Raw genomic sequence first — 14,362 nt, forward strand, 5'->3', positions numbered from 1 at the left:
GTGACTGTCCAGGCGCCCGCATCGACCTTCCGCCCCGCGCAGCGCATCAGCGCGATCGGTGTCTCCGAGATCTTGAAGATCGGTGCGGTCGCGCAGCGGCTCAAGCGCGAGGGGCGGCCGGTGATCGTGCTGGGCGCCGGCGAGCCTGACTTCGATACGCCCGACCATGCCAAGGACGCGGCCGAGCGCGCCATCCGCGCCGGCCAGACCAAATACACCATCCTCGACGGCACGGTGGAATTGAAGGCGGCCATCGCCGAGAAATTCCGCCGCGAGAACGATCTCGTCTATGCCGCCGACGAGATCACCGCAGGCGCCGGCGCCAAGCAGGTGATCCACAACGCCTTCATGGCGACGCTCAGTCCCGGCGACGAGGTCATCCTGGCCGCGCCTTACTGGACCAGCTATGCCGACATGGTGCGGATCGCCGACGGCACGCCGGTGGACGTGCTTTGTCGCGAGGAGAACGGCTTTCGCCTCGATGCCGCCGATCTCGAACGCGCGATCACGCCGAAGACGCGCTGGCTGCTGCTGAACTCGCCGTCCAATCCGACCGGAGCCGCCTATTCGGCCGCGCAGCTTCGCCCGATCCTGGATGTGCTCAAGCGCCATCCGCATGTCTGGTTGATGGCGGACGATATCTACGAGCACCTGATCTATGACGGCATGCCGTTCGTGACCGCAGCGGCGCTCGAGCCGAGCCTGAAATCACGCACGCTGACCGTGAATGGTGTTTCCAAGGCCTACGCCATGACCGGCTGGCGCGTCGGCTATGGCGGCGGTCCGCGCGAATTGATCGCAGCGATGGCGGTGGTGCAGAGCCAGAGCACGACCAATCCCTCCTCGGTGAGCCAGGCCGCTGCGATCGCCGCGCTGACCGGCCCGCAGGATGTCCTGATCGAACGCCGTGCCGCGTTCCAGCGCCGCCGAGACATCGTGGTCGATGCGCTCAACGCCATCGACGGCGTCACCTGCCGCCGGCCGGAAGGTGCGTTCTATACCTATGCGAGCTGCGCCGGCCTGATCGGTCGCCGCACGCCGGATGGGACCGTTATCGATAGCGATGCCGCGTTCTGCCGCTTCCTGCTGGAGAGGCATGACGTGGCCGTGGTGCCGGGCAGCTGTTTCGGCCTTGCACCTTATTTCCGCCTGTCCTACGCCACCTCGGAACAAAACTTGCGCGAGGCCGTGATGCGCATCGCCAAAGCCTGCAGGGAGCTGTCATGACCATTCGCAACACCCGCACCGGGGGCCAGATCCTGATCGATCAGCTCGTCGCCCAAGGCGTCGAGCGCGTCACCTGCGTGCCGGGCGAGAGCTACCTCGCGGCACTCGACGCGCTGCATGACAGCCCGATCGACGTCGTGATCTGCCGCGCCGAGGGTGGTGCTGCGATGATGGCGGAAGCCTATGGCAAGCTCACCGGCCGTCCCGGAATCTGCTTCGTCACCCGCGGCCCCGGCGCCACCAATGCCAGCCACGGCGTCCACATCGCGATGCAGGATTCGACGCCAATGATCCTGTTCGTCGGACAGGTCGACACCGGCATGCGCGAGCGCGAGGCGTTCCAGGAGCTCGACTACAAGGCGGTGTTCGGCACCATGGCGAAATGGGCGGTCGAGATCGATCGCCCCGATCGCATTCCGGAGCTGGTCGCGCGTGCCTTCCGCGTCGCCATGCAGGGCCGTCCGGGTCCCGTGGTGATCGCGCTGCCGGAGAACATGCTGACCGAAACAGCCGCCGTTGCCGATGCCATGCGCGTCGAGCCGGCGGTGAGTTGGCCCGCGCCCGCTGACATCGAGCAGGTCAGTGCGATGCTGGCGAGTGCCAAGGCGCCGCTCGTCATCCTCGGCGGCTCGCGCTGGACGGATGAGGCGACCAAGAGCATCGCGCGCTTCGCCGAACGGTTCGACCTGCCGGTCGCGACCTCGTTCCGCCGGGCCTCGCTGATCGACGCCGATCATTCGCATTATGCCGGCGATCTCGGCATCGGGCCGAGCCCGGGCCTGAAGGCGCGTATCGATGGCGCCGACGTCATTCTCCTGATCGGCGGCCGCATGTCGGAGATGCCGTCTTCGTCCTACACGCTGCTCGACATTCCGACCCCGCAGCAGAAGCTGATCCACGTGCACCCGGGCTCCGAAGAGCTCGGCCGCATCTATCAGCCGGCGCTCGCGATCCAGGCGACGCCCGCCGCGTTCGCCGCCGCCGTCGAGGCGCTGAAGCCCGCTGGCGCCGTTGCCTGGAAGGGCGAGGCCGCCAAGGCGCACGCCGATTACCTCGCCTGGACCGACAAGGCGCGTGAGCTGCCGGGCACATTCCAGTACGGTCAGGTCATGACCTGGCTCCGCGACCGCCTGCCGAAGGACGCGATCGTCTGCAACGGCGCCGGCAACTATGCCGGCTGGATCCATCGCCATCACCGTTTCCACAGCTTTGCCGCCCAGCTCGCGCCGACTTCGGGCTCGATGGGATATGGCGTGCCGGCTGCGGTGCTTGCAAAGCGGCAATATCCGGATCGCGTCGTCGTCGCCTTTGCCGGTGATGGCTGCTTCCTGATGAACGGCCAGGAGTTCGCGACCGCCGTGCAGTACGATGCGCCGCTGGTGGTCATCGTCGTCGACAATTCGCAATACGGCACCATCCGTATGCACCAGGAGCGTGATTATCCCGGCCGCGTGGTCGGAACTCAGCTTAAGAACCCTGACTTTGCGATGTATGCGAAGGCATTCGGTGGCCATGGCGAGCGCGTCGAGCGCACCGAAGAGTTTGCGCCGGCGTTCGAGCGCGCGCTCGCTTCGGGCAAGCCGTCGATCCTCCACTGCATCATCGATCCGCGCGCGATCTCGGTCGGCAAGGATTTCGCGCCGGCGGTGAAGGCGTAGCCGATGTCGGAAGGCCGCCACGTCGCTATCATCGGAGCCGGCGCGGTCGGCGTGATCAGCGCCATCGAGGCGCTGCGCGAGGGGCATCGCGTCACGCTGATCGACGCAGGCGAGCCCGGTGGCGAACAGGCGGCGAGCTACGGCAATGCCGGCTGGCTCTCCTCCCATTCGGTGATTCCGCCGGCCGAGCCGGGCCTCTGGAAGAAGGTGCCGGGTTATCTGATGGACCCGCTCGGCCCGCTCGCGATCCGCTGGTCTTACTTGCCGAAGGCGCTGCCCTGGCTGATCAAGTATTTGCTCTCGGGCTGGACCGAGGCACGGGTCGAGAAGACGGCGTTTGCGCTGCGCGATCTGCTGAAGGACGCGCCGCTGCTGCACAAGAAGCTCGCGGAAGAAGCGGGCGTGCCCGAGTTGGTCGAGCGCAACGGCGTGATGCACGTATTCCCGTCGCGCGGCAATTTCGACAGCAATCTCGGCTGGCGCCTGCGCAAGAAGGTCGGCGTCGAATGGATGGAGCTGAGCGCCGACGAGATGCGTCAGCGCGAGCCGGATCTGCATCCGCGCTACACCTTTGGCGTGGTGGTGGAGGAAGCCGGCCGCTGCCGCGATCCCGGCGCTTACGTTGCGGCGCTGGCCCAGCATGCGCTCGCGAGCGGTGCCAAGCTCGTTCATGCCAGGGCGACCGGTCTGAAGCTTTCAGGCAACAAGCTCGTTGCCGTTCTCACCGAGACCGGTGAGATTGCTTGCGATGCCGCGGTGGTCGCCGCCGGCGCGCGGTCAAAACAGCTCACCGCATCCGTCGGCGATCCCTTGCCGCTCGAAACCGAGCGCGGCTATCACGTCATGATCGAGAACCCGGAATCGGGTCCGCGCAGCTCGATGATGGCGTCCGACGTCAGCATGGTGGTGAACTGGACCGACAAGGGCCTGCGCGCCGCCGGCACGGTCGAGATCGCGGGCCTCGAGGCCGCGCCGAACTGGAAGCGCGCCGAAATCCTGCGCAACAACCTCTTCAGCATGTTCCCGAAACTGCCGAAGGACATTCCCCCCTCGCGCATCAAAACCTGGTTCGGCCATCGGCCGAGCATGCCGGACGGCCTTCCCTGTATCGGCCATGCGCGTGCCTCGCGCGATATCGTCTACGCCTTCGGCCATGGCCATGTCGGCCTGGTCGGATCGGCCCGCACCGGCCGTCTGGTCGCGCAGCTTCTGAGCGGCAAGCAGCCGGAGATTCCGCTCGCGCCGTTCGCGCCCACTCGCTTCCTCTGAGAACGCAACATGACCTATCCAGCCAACTCGTCCTCTCGCATCGCCCGCGGCGGCAAGGCCATCTATGGCGCGCCGCTCGGCATCTTGATGCTGGAAGCGCGCTTTCCCCGCATTCCCGGCGACATGGGCAACGGCACGACCTGGCCGTTCCCCGTGCTCTATCGGGTGGTGAGCGGCGCGTCGCCGGAGAAGGTGGTGCTGAAGGGCGCCGCCGGCCTGCTGCCTGACTTCATCGATGCGGCGAAGGACCTCGTCCGGCTGGGCGCGGAAGCCATCACCACCAATTGCGGCTTCCTCTCGCTGTTTCAGAAGGAGATCGCGGCCGCCGTCGGCGTTCCCGTTGCGACCTCGTCGCTGATGCAGGTGCCGTGGGTGCAGGCGACCTTGCCCCCAGGCAAGCGTGTCGGCCTCGTCACGGTCTCGGGCTCGACCTTGACGCCGGCCCATCTCGAAGGCGCCGGCGTGCCGCTCGATACGCCACTGGTCGGCACCGAGCACGGCAAGGAATTTTTTCGCGTCCTGATCAAGGCCGAGAAGGACGACATGGATGTGGCCCAGGCCGAGCGTGACGTGGTCGAGGCGGGCAAGGAGCTGGTCGCGAAAAATCCGGATGTCGGCGCCATCGTGCTCGAATGCACCAACATGCCGCCTTATGCGGCAGCTCTGCAGGCCGAAGTTGGACTGCCGGTCTACGACATCTATTCCATGATCACCTGGTTTCATGCTGGACTGCGCCCGCGCGCGTTTGCCTGAGTCCGGCTGTCGCAAAGCTCTGCACAAGATGTGCTAGGCAGCTGTTTGGATTGCAATCGTCCATACAGCCCCGGTATATTGGGCTGTGTTCGGGCATGAATGCAGCTTATGAAGAGCAACGTGGAACTGGCTTCCGATAGTATCGTCGATCGCGTCTATGAACAGCTCAAGGCGATGGCCGTGAGCTATGAGTTCAAGCCGGGCGAACGGCTCAACGAGGGCGAGCTGGCAAAACGCCTCGGCGTCAGCCGCACGCCGCTGCGCGAAGCGCTCAACCGTCTCAACACCGAAGGCTTCCTGCGCTTCACGCCGGGCAAGGGTTTTTTCTGCCGCGAGCTCGACGCGCACGAGATCTTCGATCTCTACGAGCTGCGCAAGTCGATCGAGGTCGCCTCGGTCCGCCTCGCCATCAAGCGCGCCAAGGACGAGGACATCGACGCGCTGCTGAAATTCCTCGAAGCCACCGGTCCCGATCCCGGCGAGCGCTCCTCGGTGGAGCTGGTCGAGCTCGACGAGACCTTTCACGAGCGGCTGATGGCGATGTCGAACAATGCCGAGATGCTGCGCGTGCTCCGCAACGTCAACGCCCGCATCCGCTTCGTCCGCTGGATCGACATGGACAGCATCAACCGTTCCAACACCCAGGCCGAGCACCGCGCGGTCGTCGAAGGACTGAAGGCGCGCGACGAAGAGGCCTGCGTCTCGGTGCTGGAGAAGCACATCGACCGCCGATTAGATCGCATCACCTCGGCGATCAAGGAAGGCTACGCGCAGATCTACATGCCGGCTGCGGCAAGGTCCGCGGCGAATTGAGTCGCTAGTCCAAGCGACAGTGTCTCTTCCCTTCTCCCCTTGTGGGAGAAGGTGGCGCGAAGCGCCGGATGAGGGGTATCTCTCCGCGCATATCGATGCATATGAATGCGCCGAGAGATACCCCTCACCCCAATGAGTTTGTATCTTCCTGCGGTGATGCCCTCTCCCGCAAGGGGAGAGGGCGCAGTCATGCGCATCGTGCTCTGGTCCAGGCGACAACGGAAAAGGCAGCTATACAATCCTTCAATACCTGATCGTGCCAGACGGTCAGAGCTTTCGCGCGGACTATTCGCTAGGGTCCGCTCGAATTTCACGGAGACCTCGCGGTGCACAGCCCTCAACCGAATCCTGAAACGCGCAGCAGCGACGACTGGCCGTCCGAGCTCTATCGTATCCTCAAAGCCGCCGACGTCAGGCAAATGTCCTACGTTCCCGATGCCGGCCATAGCCAGCTCATCCGCATGTTCTCGGCCGACCGCGACGTCACCACCAACGTGCTGACGACCGAGGAGGAGGGTATTGCGATCGCCGCCGGCGCCTGGCTCGGCGGGCAGCGCAGCGTGCTGCTGATGCAGTCGAGCGGCGTCGGCAATTGCATCAACATGCTGTCGCTGTCGGCGATCGGCCGCTTTCCCCTGCTGATGCTGGTGACGATGCGCGGTGAATGGGCCGAGTTCAATCCCTGGCAGGTGCCGATGAGCCGAGCGACGCAGCCCTCGCTGGAGGCGATCGGCCTGAAGGTGATGCGCGCGGAGACGGCGGAAGATCTGGTCGAGACCGTCGAATCGGCGGCATCGCTCGCCTACGAGTCCGATCAGCAGATCGCGGTTCTGATCGGGCAGCGCCTGATCGGCAAGAAGAAGTGGTGATGCCGATGCAAGCTCAACTCGATCGTCGCGCCGCTGTCGCCGCGCTCCTGAAAGACCGCAAGGACGCGCTGGTCGTCTCCGGTCTCGGCTCGCCCACCTACGACCTGCATTCCGTGGGGGATCACGACGGCAATTTTTATCTCTGGGGCGCAATGGGTGGTGCCGCGTTGATCGGGCTTGGGCTCGCGCAGGCGCAGCCGGGCAAGCGCGTCCTTGCGTTGACGGGCGATGGCGAGCAGTTGATGGGTCTCGGCGGCATCGCCACCATCGGCGTCGCGCGTCCGCGCAATCTCGACATCGTCGTGATCGACAATCAGCATTTTGGCGAGACCGGCATGCAGGCGAGCCACACCGGCCGCGGCGTCGATCTCACGGCAATTGCCGCCGCCTGCGGCTTTGCCGCAACCGGAACCGTGCGGACGCTCGAGGAGGTACAACGCCTCACCGCGCAGATCGCCGAGCCGGCCGATGGCCCGCGGCTTTTTGTCGTCAAGGTTCTGGCGGAAAATCCGCCGCGCTCGCTGCCCTCGCGCGATGCCGTCTTTATCAAGAACCGGTTCCGTGCTCATCTCGGCTTCGCGGCGGCTTGAACCGGGGCCTTCTCCGGGATAGCTCGCTGCCCAAGCAGCTATCCTGGAGTGAGACCCATGAAACTATCCGGCAAGGTCGCCGTCATCACCGGCGCGGCGCGCGGCATCGGCAAGGCGTGCGCAAAGCGGTTCCTCGACGACGGCGTCAAGGTCGTCATCTCGGACGTCGATACGGATGAGCTCGAGAAGACGGTCAACGAGCTGGGCAAGCCCAAGGAATTGTATGCCGTGCCATGTCACGTCGCGCGGCGTGCGGACGTCGATCGCGCGGTCGCGACCGCGGTCAGGGAATTCGGCCGGCTCGACATCATGGTCAACAATGCCGGCGTCGCCCGCAACCGCGACATCCTGGAGATTTCGGAAGAGGAATTCGACGAAATCATCGGCATCAACCTGAAGGGCGCGTTCTTCGGCGTGCAGGCCGCGGCCAAGCAGATGATCGCGCAGGGCGGCGGCGGGGTCATCATCAACATGTCCTCGGTGAACGCACTGCTTGCGATCCCGACGCTTGCGACCTACGCCATCTCCAAGGGCGGTATGAAGCAGCTGACCTCGGTCGCCGCCGTCGCGCTCGCCCCGCACAACATCCGCGTCGTCGCGGTCGGGCCGGGCACGATTTTGACCGACATGGTGGCGTCTTCCATCTACACCTCGGAGGATGCCCGCAAGACGGTGATGTCACGCACGCCGGCCGGACGTGGCGGCGAGCCGAGCGAGGTGGCTTCCGTCGTGGCGTTCCTTGCGAGTGATGACGCGTCTTACATCACCGGGCAGACGATCTATCCGGATGGCGGGCGGTTGATCCTGAACTACACGGTGCCGGTGAAGGATAAGTAGGGCTTCAAGACTTCACCGCGCCCGACGTCATGCCGTCGATGAACTGACGCTGCAGCAGCACGAAGATCGCAACGATCGGCAGCACGATGGTGACGGCTGCGGCCAGCATCTCGCCCCAGTCGGTCGAATACTGGCCGGTCAGATTGTAGAAGCGCACGATCGCGGTGACGTTGCTGTCGTTCTGCAGGAACGTCACGGCGATGACGAACTCGTTCCAGGCGTTCAGCCCGACGATGATGGCGACCGTGAGCAGCCCGGGCCGCATCATCGGCAGGATCACGTACCAGAAGGTCTGCCACGGCTTTGCGCCGTCAACTTGAGCTGCTTCCTCGAGCGCGACGGGAATCGCGAGCGCGTATGTCCGCAAGAGGAAAATCGCAAACGGCGAGAACATCGCCGTGTAGATCAGTGCCACCGCGGGGATCGAATTGACCAGCCCGAGCTTCGCGAAGATGAAGTAGAGCGGGTAGAGATAGAGCTGCACGGGCACGGTGATCGTGGCCATGAAGTAAAAGGTGATGAAGCGCCAGAATTTCCCCTTCTGCCGCGCCAGCACATAGGCGCAGGGCGTCGCGGTGACGCACACCATCAGAATGGTCAGGATCGCGACTTCGGCACTGTGCAGCAGGCTCGGGCCGAGTTGGGCGTTGCGCCAGGCGGAGGAAAAATTCTCCCAGTGCAACTGGGTCGGCAGCGCGAGCGGATTGCTGCCGATCTCGACCGTCGTCTTCAGTGCGTTCATCACGGCGAGCACGATCGGCAGCAGCGAGCTGAACGATGCGATACCGATCAGCCCGAGGCTGAATGTCCTGCTCCAGCGATCCCCGATCATGTCGATTGCGCGTCGTCGGTGATCTGGAGCCAGAGATAGACGGCGGTGGCACACAGGCCGAACAGGCTCATGACGCAGGCGGCGGCTGCAGCCTGGCCGACGTCGCCTTCGAAGAAGGCGTGGCGGTAGGCAAATGTTGCCAGCACCTCGCTGCCATAGGCGGGGCCGCCGCGGGTGACAATGAAGATGAATTCGAAGACCTGGAACGACCAGATCACGGTCAGAATCAGCATCAAGGTCAGGGTCGGGCGGATGCCCGGGATCAGAACGTAGCGGAACAAAGCAAAGAAGCCGGCTCCGTCGAGCCGCGCGGCTTCGATCTGGTCGATGCTGATCTGCCGCATCGCCGACAGGAACACGACCGCGAGAAATCCCCACCAGTGCCAGATGTCGACCGCGGCGACAGCATAGAGCGAGCGGTCGGGATCGGCGAGGGGATCGGAGATCGAAAAGCCGTGCTCGTTCAACCAGGCGACGACGCCGGTCGCGGGGCTGAAGATCATGCCCTGAAAGATGCGGCCCGTGACTGCGACAGCGATGATGCGCGGCAGGAAGATGATGGACTGGACCACGATGCGCGCCTTCGGCGCCATCAGCAGCGCCGCTGCCATCACGAGCGCGAGGCAGACCGGCACGGTGAGGAAGATCGCCGTCCAGATGAAGTTATTTGTCAGCGCCGACCAGAACACGGGATCGGCGAACATGTTCTGGAAGTTGGTCAGTCCCGCCCACGCCGGCTTTCCGACACCGTCCCACATGAAGAACGCCGCCGTGAATGTCAGCACGGCGGGAACCAGGATGATGCAGACGTTAATCAGGAGCGCTGGAAGCGCGAAGAGCCACATCGTGCGTCAGGCCGTCCGCGGCGGCAGCGGCGGCACCTTGCCTTCCTTTGCTTCCTGGCTGAAGAGCGTCTGCATCCGCGTGAGGTAAGCGTCCGGCGTGATCTTGTTGAGCCAGACCTGCTCGATGCCTTCGATCAGATAGGAGTTGGTGGCGCCGGGCCAGAACGTCCAGGTGGTGAAGCCGTACTGCCCCTTGCTGAACGCTTCGTGCAGATTCGCGATCGTCTTCTCGAATAGGGGATAGCCGATGCCCTGGAGCATGTCCGGCGGCAGGTCCTTGACCGGGAGTGCCCATTTGCCGGGCCAGTCGCGGTTCATGGTCTCGTAGAACTTGCGCGTCAGCATGAACTCGAACACCGCGGCTGCGCCTTCCGCATTCTGCGAGTTCTTGGCGATCGACAGCGTCGCGCCGCAGGCGAGATGGACCAGTGATCCCGTGAAGGCCGAGCCGAGGGTCGGCGTCGGCATGACGTCCATCACGGTATCGGGCTTCGACATGCCGTAGGATTTGGTGCCGAACGACCAGGTGCCGCTGAACGCCATCGCCGCCTTGGCGTTGACGACCTGGAGGAAGCTCTGCTCGATGGTCAGCGAGAAATAGTTCTTGCCGAAATAGCCCTTGTTGTACCACGCCTTTGACAGTTCGACCGCCTCGACGAACGGCGGCGCGGTCCAGGGCAGTTCGCCGGCAAGTGCCTTGCGCACGTTGTCGGGGCCAGCGACGTTGTTGAAGAACACCGTCATCAGCCACTCGTTCACGCCCTTCCAGTCGGCATTGCCGGCGCCGAAGGGGATGATGCCTTTGGCGAGCGCTGCGTCTGCGATCGCTTCCATCTCCTGCCGGTTGGTCGGCTGCTTCCAGCCGTTCTGCTTGAACAGCTCTTTGTTATAGAACAGGTGCATCGACTCGTAGTCGCGCGGCAGCGCGTAGAGCTTGCCGCCGTAGACGCTGGTGTTGAGCAGCGGCGCCAGGAAGCGATCCTTCCACTTGTACTTCTCGGCGAAATCGTCGAGCGGCAGCACCTGGCCGGCATTCGCGATCGCGGTGAGATAGGCGGGACCCGCTGTCTGCACGATGTCCGGGCCGTTACCGGCGACGAGTGCGACCTTCAGGAGGTTGTTTACGGCGGCGCCCTTCACCTCGAGCTGGAGCAGATATTTGTCCTGCGAGGCGTTGAACGCCTCGACCAAATCGTTGCGCAGCGCGGCCTGGCCGTCCGAATTCGCCTGGCCGAACCAGAACGTCACGACCTTGCGCCCGTCCTCGGCGCGAACGTCGCGCGGCAAGCTAACGGCAAGCGCGGCAGCGGGGATGGCGGCAACAAGCTGGCGTCGGGTCATGGTCATGGCGATGAACCTCGGTTTCCTCAGGTCATTGGCGGTGATTGTTGATTTTCCCTTAGTAATACGTATAACTAAGCCAAATGGCGACGTCAACAACGAGGACGAAGCGGGGGAAGGGGCGCGACAAGCAGGCGCCAGCCCGCCCCACGCAGAAGGATATCGCGCTCGCGGCCGGTGTTTCGCAGGCCGCGGTGTCGCTTGTCCTGAATAAGACGGAGACGCCGTCCGTTCCGCCTGCGACGCGCACGCGCATTCTTCAGGTCGCACAGGAGCTGGGTTACCAGCCGAACCATCCGGCGCGGATGCTGCGCAGCGCGCGGACCATGACGTTTGCCTGTGTCATTCCAGATATCACCAATCCGTTCTATCCAGGCCTCGTCCGGGGATTGCAGACGGTCGCGGCGCCGGCTGGCTATGACGTCCTGATCTTCGACACCGACGGGCGGCCGGAAGGCGAGGCCCGCGCCATCGACTGGCTCCTCCAGGGACGGGCCGATGGCGTCGTCGCAACGTTCTTTCATCTGCGGGCGCCCCAGCTCGCCGTGCTCGCGCGTAAGGGCATCCCGCTGGTGCGGCTGGAGAGCCAGCACAAGCCGGACGGACCGCTCGCGATCGACAGCGTCTATATCGACAATGCCGAAGCGGCCGCGGAAATGACGCGGCTTCTGATCGCGCGCGGGCACCGGCGCATCGCGATGATCCAGGCCGAGTTCGGCCCGAGCCAGCGGCGCGCGCAGGGTTACGGCGCGGTGATGCGGGAAGCGGGACTTGCGCCTGATTTCATTACCGACAGCGCCTATTCCGAGGAATCCGGCGCGCGTGCGATGAAGCGGCTGCTCGAAAGAAAGGGCGATCGCCCGACCGCCGTGTTCGGCGCGAGCGACGTGCTGGCGCTCGGTGCGATGGAGGCGGCGCGTGCTTCCGGGCTCTCGATCCCCAGCGACATTGCAATCGCTGGCTTCGACGATATCCCGGTCGCAAAGCTGCTCGGGCTCACCACGGTGCGGCAACCGGAGTTCGACCTCGGCGCGCTTGCGGCGGAGACGCTGGTCAAGCGGTTGCAACCGGGCGGGCTCGCGGCGCCGGGCCGGAGCCATGAATTGAAATTCGAGATCATGAAGCGCTCGTCGGTCTGACCCGCGAGCCAAGAAATTGGATATGGGAGTGAACTCGTGACAGCTATTCCTCATGACTACGTGGAGCGGGTCTATGCCGGCGTGCTTGGCAAGCTCATCGGTGTCTACCTCGGCCGGCCCTTCGAGGGCTGGACCTATGAGCGCATCATGAAGGAGCTCGGGCCGATCAACTACTATGTCAACGAGCGTCGTGACGTCGCGTTGCGATCCCATCATCTCGTCGTTACCGACGACGACGTCTCCGGCACTTTTGCGTTTCCCCGCGCGCTTGCCGACAATGGCTATCCGAAGCGTCTCACCTCGAAGCAGATCGGGCAAGCCTGGCTGAACTACATCGTCGAGGAGCGCGCCATCCTATGGTGGGGTGGCATCGGCAATTCCACCGAGCACACCGCCTATCTGCGGCTGAAGTCCGGTATCCCGGCGCCGCAGAGCGGCTCGATCGCGCTGAACGGCACGACCGTAGCCGAGCAGATCGGTGCGCAAATCTTCATCGACGGCTGGGCGATGGTGAGCCCGGGTAATCCCGAGCAGGCCGCTTATCTGGCCGAGCAGGCCGGGCGCGTGAGCCATGATGGTGAATCCGTGCATGCCGCAAAACTGCTCGCGGCGATGGAGGCGCTGGCCTTCGTCGAGCACGACGTGCAGAAGCTGATCGATGTCGGGCTCGGCTTCGTGCCGAAGGACGCGCTGATCCGGCGCGTCGTCAACGACGTCCGGGAATGGCACGCCGGCGACAACGGCGACGACTGGGAACGGACCCGTGCGCTGATCGCCGAACGTTACGGCTACGACAAATTCCTCGGCAATTGCCATGTCGTGCCCAACCACGCGCTGATCATTCTGGCGACGCTCTACGGCGGGAACAGCTTTCAGGAGGCGATGCGCATCGCCAACACGGCCGGCTGGGATACCGATTGCAATGCCGGCAATGTCGGCTGCCTGTTCGGCATCCGCACCGGACTTGCCGGCCTCGACGCCGGGCCGGACTTCCGCACCCCCATCGCCGACCGCATGTACATCTCGACGGCCGATGGTGGCGCTGCGATCTCCGACGCCGTGATCGAGACGCAGTCGCTGGTCGCGGCCGGGCTTGCGCTCGCCGGTGCGCCGGCGCTGGCGGTCGCCAAGGACGGCGCGCGCTTCAACTTCAACTTTCCGGGCAGCCTGCAGGGCTTCCACGTGAAGGGCGGCTCGCCCGCACGGCTCCACGAGGTCGAGCTCAGCAATGTCGCCGGCCACAGCCGCACTGGGGAGCGGAGTCTGGCGATCGACTTCCGCCGTCTGGCGCCCGGACGCGTGGCACGCGTTGCGAGCCCCACCTTCTTCGACAAGGAGGTGTTTACGATGCCGACCTACCAGCTTGTGGCCTGTCCGACGCTGTATTCGGGGCAACGGGTGGAGTGCCGGATTGAATCGGAAGCGGATAGCGGCACCGTGGCGGTGCGACTGTTTTCCAGCATCTATGACGAGCACGATGAGCTGATCCAGATCTACGGCGATGCGCATGAGCTGACCGGCGGCTGTCACGCCGTGCTGAGCTGGGAGGTGCCGGAGACCCATGCCTATCCGATCTTCGAGATCGGGGTGGAGATCGAAACGCGCGATCCGCTCGGCGTCGATGGCACGCTCTATCTCGACTATCTGACCTGGGGTGGCGCGCCTGACACCGTGCTGAAGCGGCCGGACAACAATCTGAGCACGATGTGGAAGCACGCCTGGGTCAACAATGTCAGCCAGTTCCAGACCCGCTGGGAGGGCCTGCGCGTTACCAATGGCGACGGGCTCGGCTTCATCGCGCAAGGTACGCGCGACTGGAAGGATTATCGCGTAACGTCCGAGATCATGCCGCTGCTGGCGAACGCCTGGGGCCTCGCGGCGCGGGTGCAGGGACGCGAGCGCTATTACGCTCTGATGTTCGACCGTGCCGAGGGCGGCCGCGTCCGTTTGGTCAAGCGCGTGCATGACGAACTTGTGCTCGCCAGCGAACGCTTCGACTGGCAGCCCGACCGGAGATATCGGATTGAGCTGCGCGTGGCCGGAACCGACATCGAAGCCCATGTCGATGGTAAAAAACTCTTCAGCGTTCAGGACACGGGCGATCTCCCATTGACCAGCGGCGCCGTCGCGCTCGTCGTCGACAGCGGATCGATCTCCGCGGAGGAGGTGCGCGTGTCGCCGGCCTAACA

The 14,362-nt window shown here is 64.6% G+C and carries 13 protein-coding genes; 10 read left to right on the plus strand and 3 right to left on the minus strand.

What is annotated here, in order from left to right:
* The 8 genes from AB7Z56_RS08025 (at nt 1) to AB7Z56_RS08060 (ending at nt 8,016) form a co-directional block, all read left to right on the plus strand.
* Nucleotides 1-1,227: a pyridoxal phosphate-dependent aminotransferase gene (locus tag AB7Z56_RS08025; protein WP_063981349.1), complete on the plus strand. Its 1,227-nt coding sequence runs from the start codon at nt 1-3 to the stop codon at nt 1,225-1,227.
* Nucleotides 1,224-2,885, plus strand: a complete 1,662-nt coding sequence (locus AB7Z56_RS08030) for a thiamine pyrophosphate-binding protein (protein WP_063981350.1) — start codon at nt 1,224-1,226, stop codon at nt 2,883-2,885. The genes AB7Z56_RS08025 and AB7Z56_RS08030 overlap by 4 nt, the downstream gene beginning before the upstream one ends.
* Nucleotides 2,886-2,888: 3 nt before the next feature.
* Nucleotides 2,889-4,154: an NAD(P)/FAD-dependent oxidoreductase gene (locus tag AB7Z56_RS08035; protein WP_063981351.1), complete on the plus strand. Its 1,266-nt coding sequence runs from the start codon at nt 2,889-2,891 to the stop codon at nt 4,152-4,154.
* 9 nt (nt 4,155-4,163) lie between these two features.
* A complete protein-coding gene (locus AB7Z56_RS08040; protein WP_014492734.1) occupies nt 4,164-4,907 on the plus strand; it encodes an aspartate/glutamate racemase family protein in 744 nt (247 codons plus the stop codon).
* 108 nt (nt 4,908-5,015) lie between these two features.
* Nucleotides 5,016-5,720 (plus strand): GntR family transcriptional regulator, encoded by a 705-nt coding sequence (locus AB7Z56_RS08045; RefSeq protein ID WP_245328552.1) that lies wholly within the window; start codon nt 5,016-5,018, stop codon nt 5,718-5,720.
* Between the two features lie 326 nt (nt 5,721-6,046).
* Entirely contained in the window at nt 6,047-6,589 is a 543-nt protein-coding gene (locus AB7Z56_RS08050; RefSeq protein ID WP_063981353.1) for a thiamine pyrophosphate-binding protein, read from the plus strand.
* On the plus strand, nt 6,589-7,179 hold the full coding sequence (locus AB7Z56_RS08055; protein ID WP_063981354.1) for a thiamine pyrophosphate-dependent enzyme: 591 nt from the start codon (nt 6,589-6,591) through the stop codon (nt 7,177-7,179). Before AB7Z56_RS08050 ends, AB7Z56_RS08055 begins: the two co-directional genes overlap by 1 nt.
* A gap of 57 nt (nt 7,180-7,236) precedes the next feature.
* Entirely contained in the window at nt 7,237-8,016 is a 780-nt protein-coding gene (locus tag AB7Z56_RS08060) for an SDR family NAD(P)-dependent oxidoreductase (protein WP_063981355.1), read from the plus strand.
* Nucleotides 8,017-8,020: 4 nt separating this feature from the next.
* Here the strand turns inward: AB7Z56_RS08060 and AB7Z56_RS08065 are convergent, their stop codons facing one another.
* The 3 genes from AB7Z56_RS08065 to AB7Z56_RS08075 are packed head-to-tail and all read right to left on the minus strand — an operon-like array spanning nt 8,021 to nt 11,040.
* The gene (locus tag AB7Z56_RS08065) at nt 8,021-8,848 is read right to left on the minus strand and encodes a carbohydrate ABC transporter permease (protein WP_081369148.1); all 828 of its coding nucleotides are present in this window, start codon (nt 8,846-8,848) and stop codon (nt 8,021-8,023) included.
* A complete protein-coding gene (locus tag AB7Z56_RS08070) occupies nt 8,845-9,693 on the minus strand; it encodes a carbohydrate ABC transporter permease (protein ID WP_063981356.1) in 849 nt (282 codons plus the stop codon). Before AB7Z56_RS08070 ends, AB7Z56_RS08065 begins: the two co-directional genes overlap by 4 nt.
* 6 nt (nt 9,694-9,699) lie before the next feature.
* Complete coding sequence (locus AB7Z56_RS08075; protein ID WP_063981357.1) at nt 9,700-11,040, minus strand: ABC transporter substrate-binding protein; 1,341 nt, start codon at nt 11,038-11,040, stop codon at nt 9,700-9,702.
* Nucleotides 11,041-11,117: 77 nt separating this feature from the next.
* On the opposite strand from AB7Z56_RS08075, the gene AB7Z56_RS08080 reads away from it, so the two are divergent.
* Nucleotides 11,118-12,173, plus strand: coding sequence for a LacI family DNA-binding transcriptional regulator (locus tag AB7Z56_RS08080; protein ID WP_063981358.1), 1,056 nt, complete (start codon nt 11,118-11,120; stop codon nt 12,171-12,173).
* 36 nt (nt 12,174-12,209) lie between these two features.
* A complete protein-coding gene (locus tag AB7Z56_RS08085; RefSeq protein WP_354233150.1) occupies nt 12,210-14,360 on the plus strand; it encodes an ADP-ribosylglycohydrolase family protein in 2,151 nt (716 codons plus the stop codon).
* Nucleotides 14,361-14,362: the final 2 nt, after the last annotated feature.

Origin of the sequence: Bradyrhizobium sp. 482_C4_N1_8, from assembly GCF_052075965.1 — a bacterium.
Lineage (GTDB): Bacteria > Pseudomonadota > Alphaproteobacteria > Rhizobiales > Xanthobacteraceae > Bradyrhizobium > Bradyrhizobium barranii.

What these genes read in the sequence shown, in the direction of transcription:
- AB7Z56_RS08040 (WP_014492734.1), top strand. Translation starts at nt 4,164, where the DNA reads ATGACCTATCCAGCCAACTCGTCCTCTCGCATCGCCCGCGGCGGCAAG.
- AB7Z56_RS08075 (WP_063981357.1), bottom strand. Translation starts at nt 11,040, where the DNA reads ATGACCATGACCCGACGCCAGCTTGTTGCCGCCATCCCCGCTGCCGCG.
- AB7Z56_RS08080 (WP_063981358.1), top strand. Translation starts at nt 11,118, where the DNA reads ATGGCGACGTCAACAACGAGGACGAAGCGGGGGAAGGGGCGCGACAAG.
- AB7Z56_RS08035 (WP_063981351.1), top strand. Translation starts at nt 2,889, where the DNA reads ATGTCGGAAGGCCGCCACGTCGCTATCATCGGAGCCGGCGCGGTCGGC.
- AB7Z56_RS08065 (WP_081369148.1), bottom strand. Translation starts at nt 8,848, where the DNA reads ATGATCGGGGATCGCTGGAGCAGGACATTCAGCCTCGGGCTGATCGGT.
- AB7Z56_RS08045 (WP_245328552.1), top strand. Translation starts at nt 5,016, where the DNA reads ATGAAGAGCAACGTGGAACTGGCTTCCGATAGTATCGTCGATCGCGTC.
- AB7Z56_RS08055 (WP_063981354.1), top strand. Translation starts at nt 6,589, where the DNA reads ATGCCGATGCAAGCTCAACTCGATCGTCGCGCCGCTGTCGCCGCGCTC.
- AB7Z56_RS08060 (WP_063981355.1), top strand. Translation starts at nt 7,237, where the DNA reads ATGAAACTATCCGGCAAGGTCGCCGTCATCACCGGCGCGGCGCGCGGC.
- AB7Z56_RS08030 (WP_063981350.1), top strand. Translation starts at nt 1,224, where the DNA reads ATGACCATTCGCAACACCCGCACCGGGGGCCAGATCCTGATCGATCAG.
- AB7Z56_RS08070 (WP_063981356.1), bottom strand. Translation starts at nt 9,693, where the DNA reads ATGTGGCTCTTCGCGCTTCCAGCGCTCCTGATTAACGTCTGCATCATC.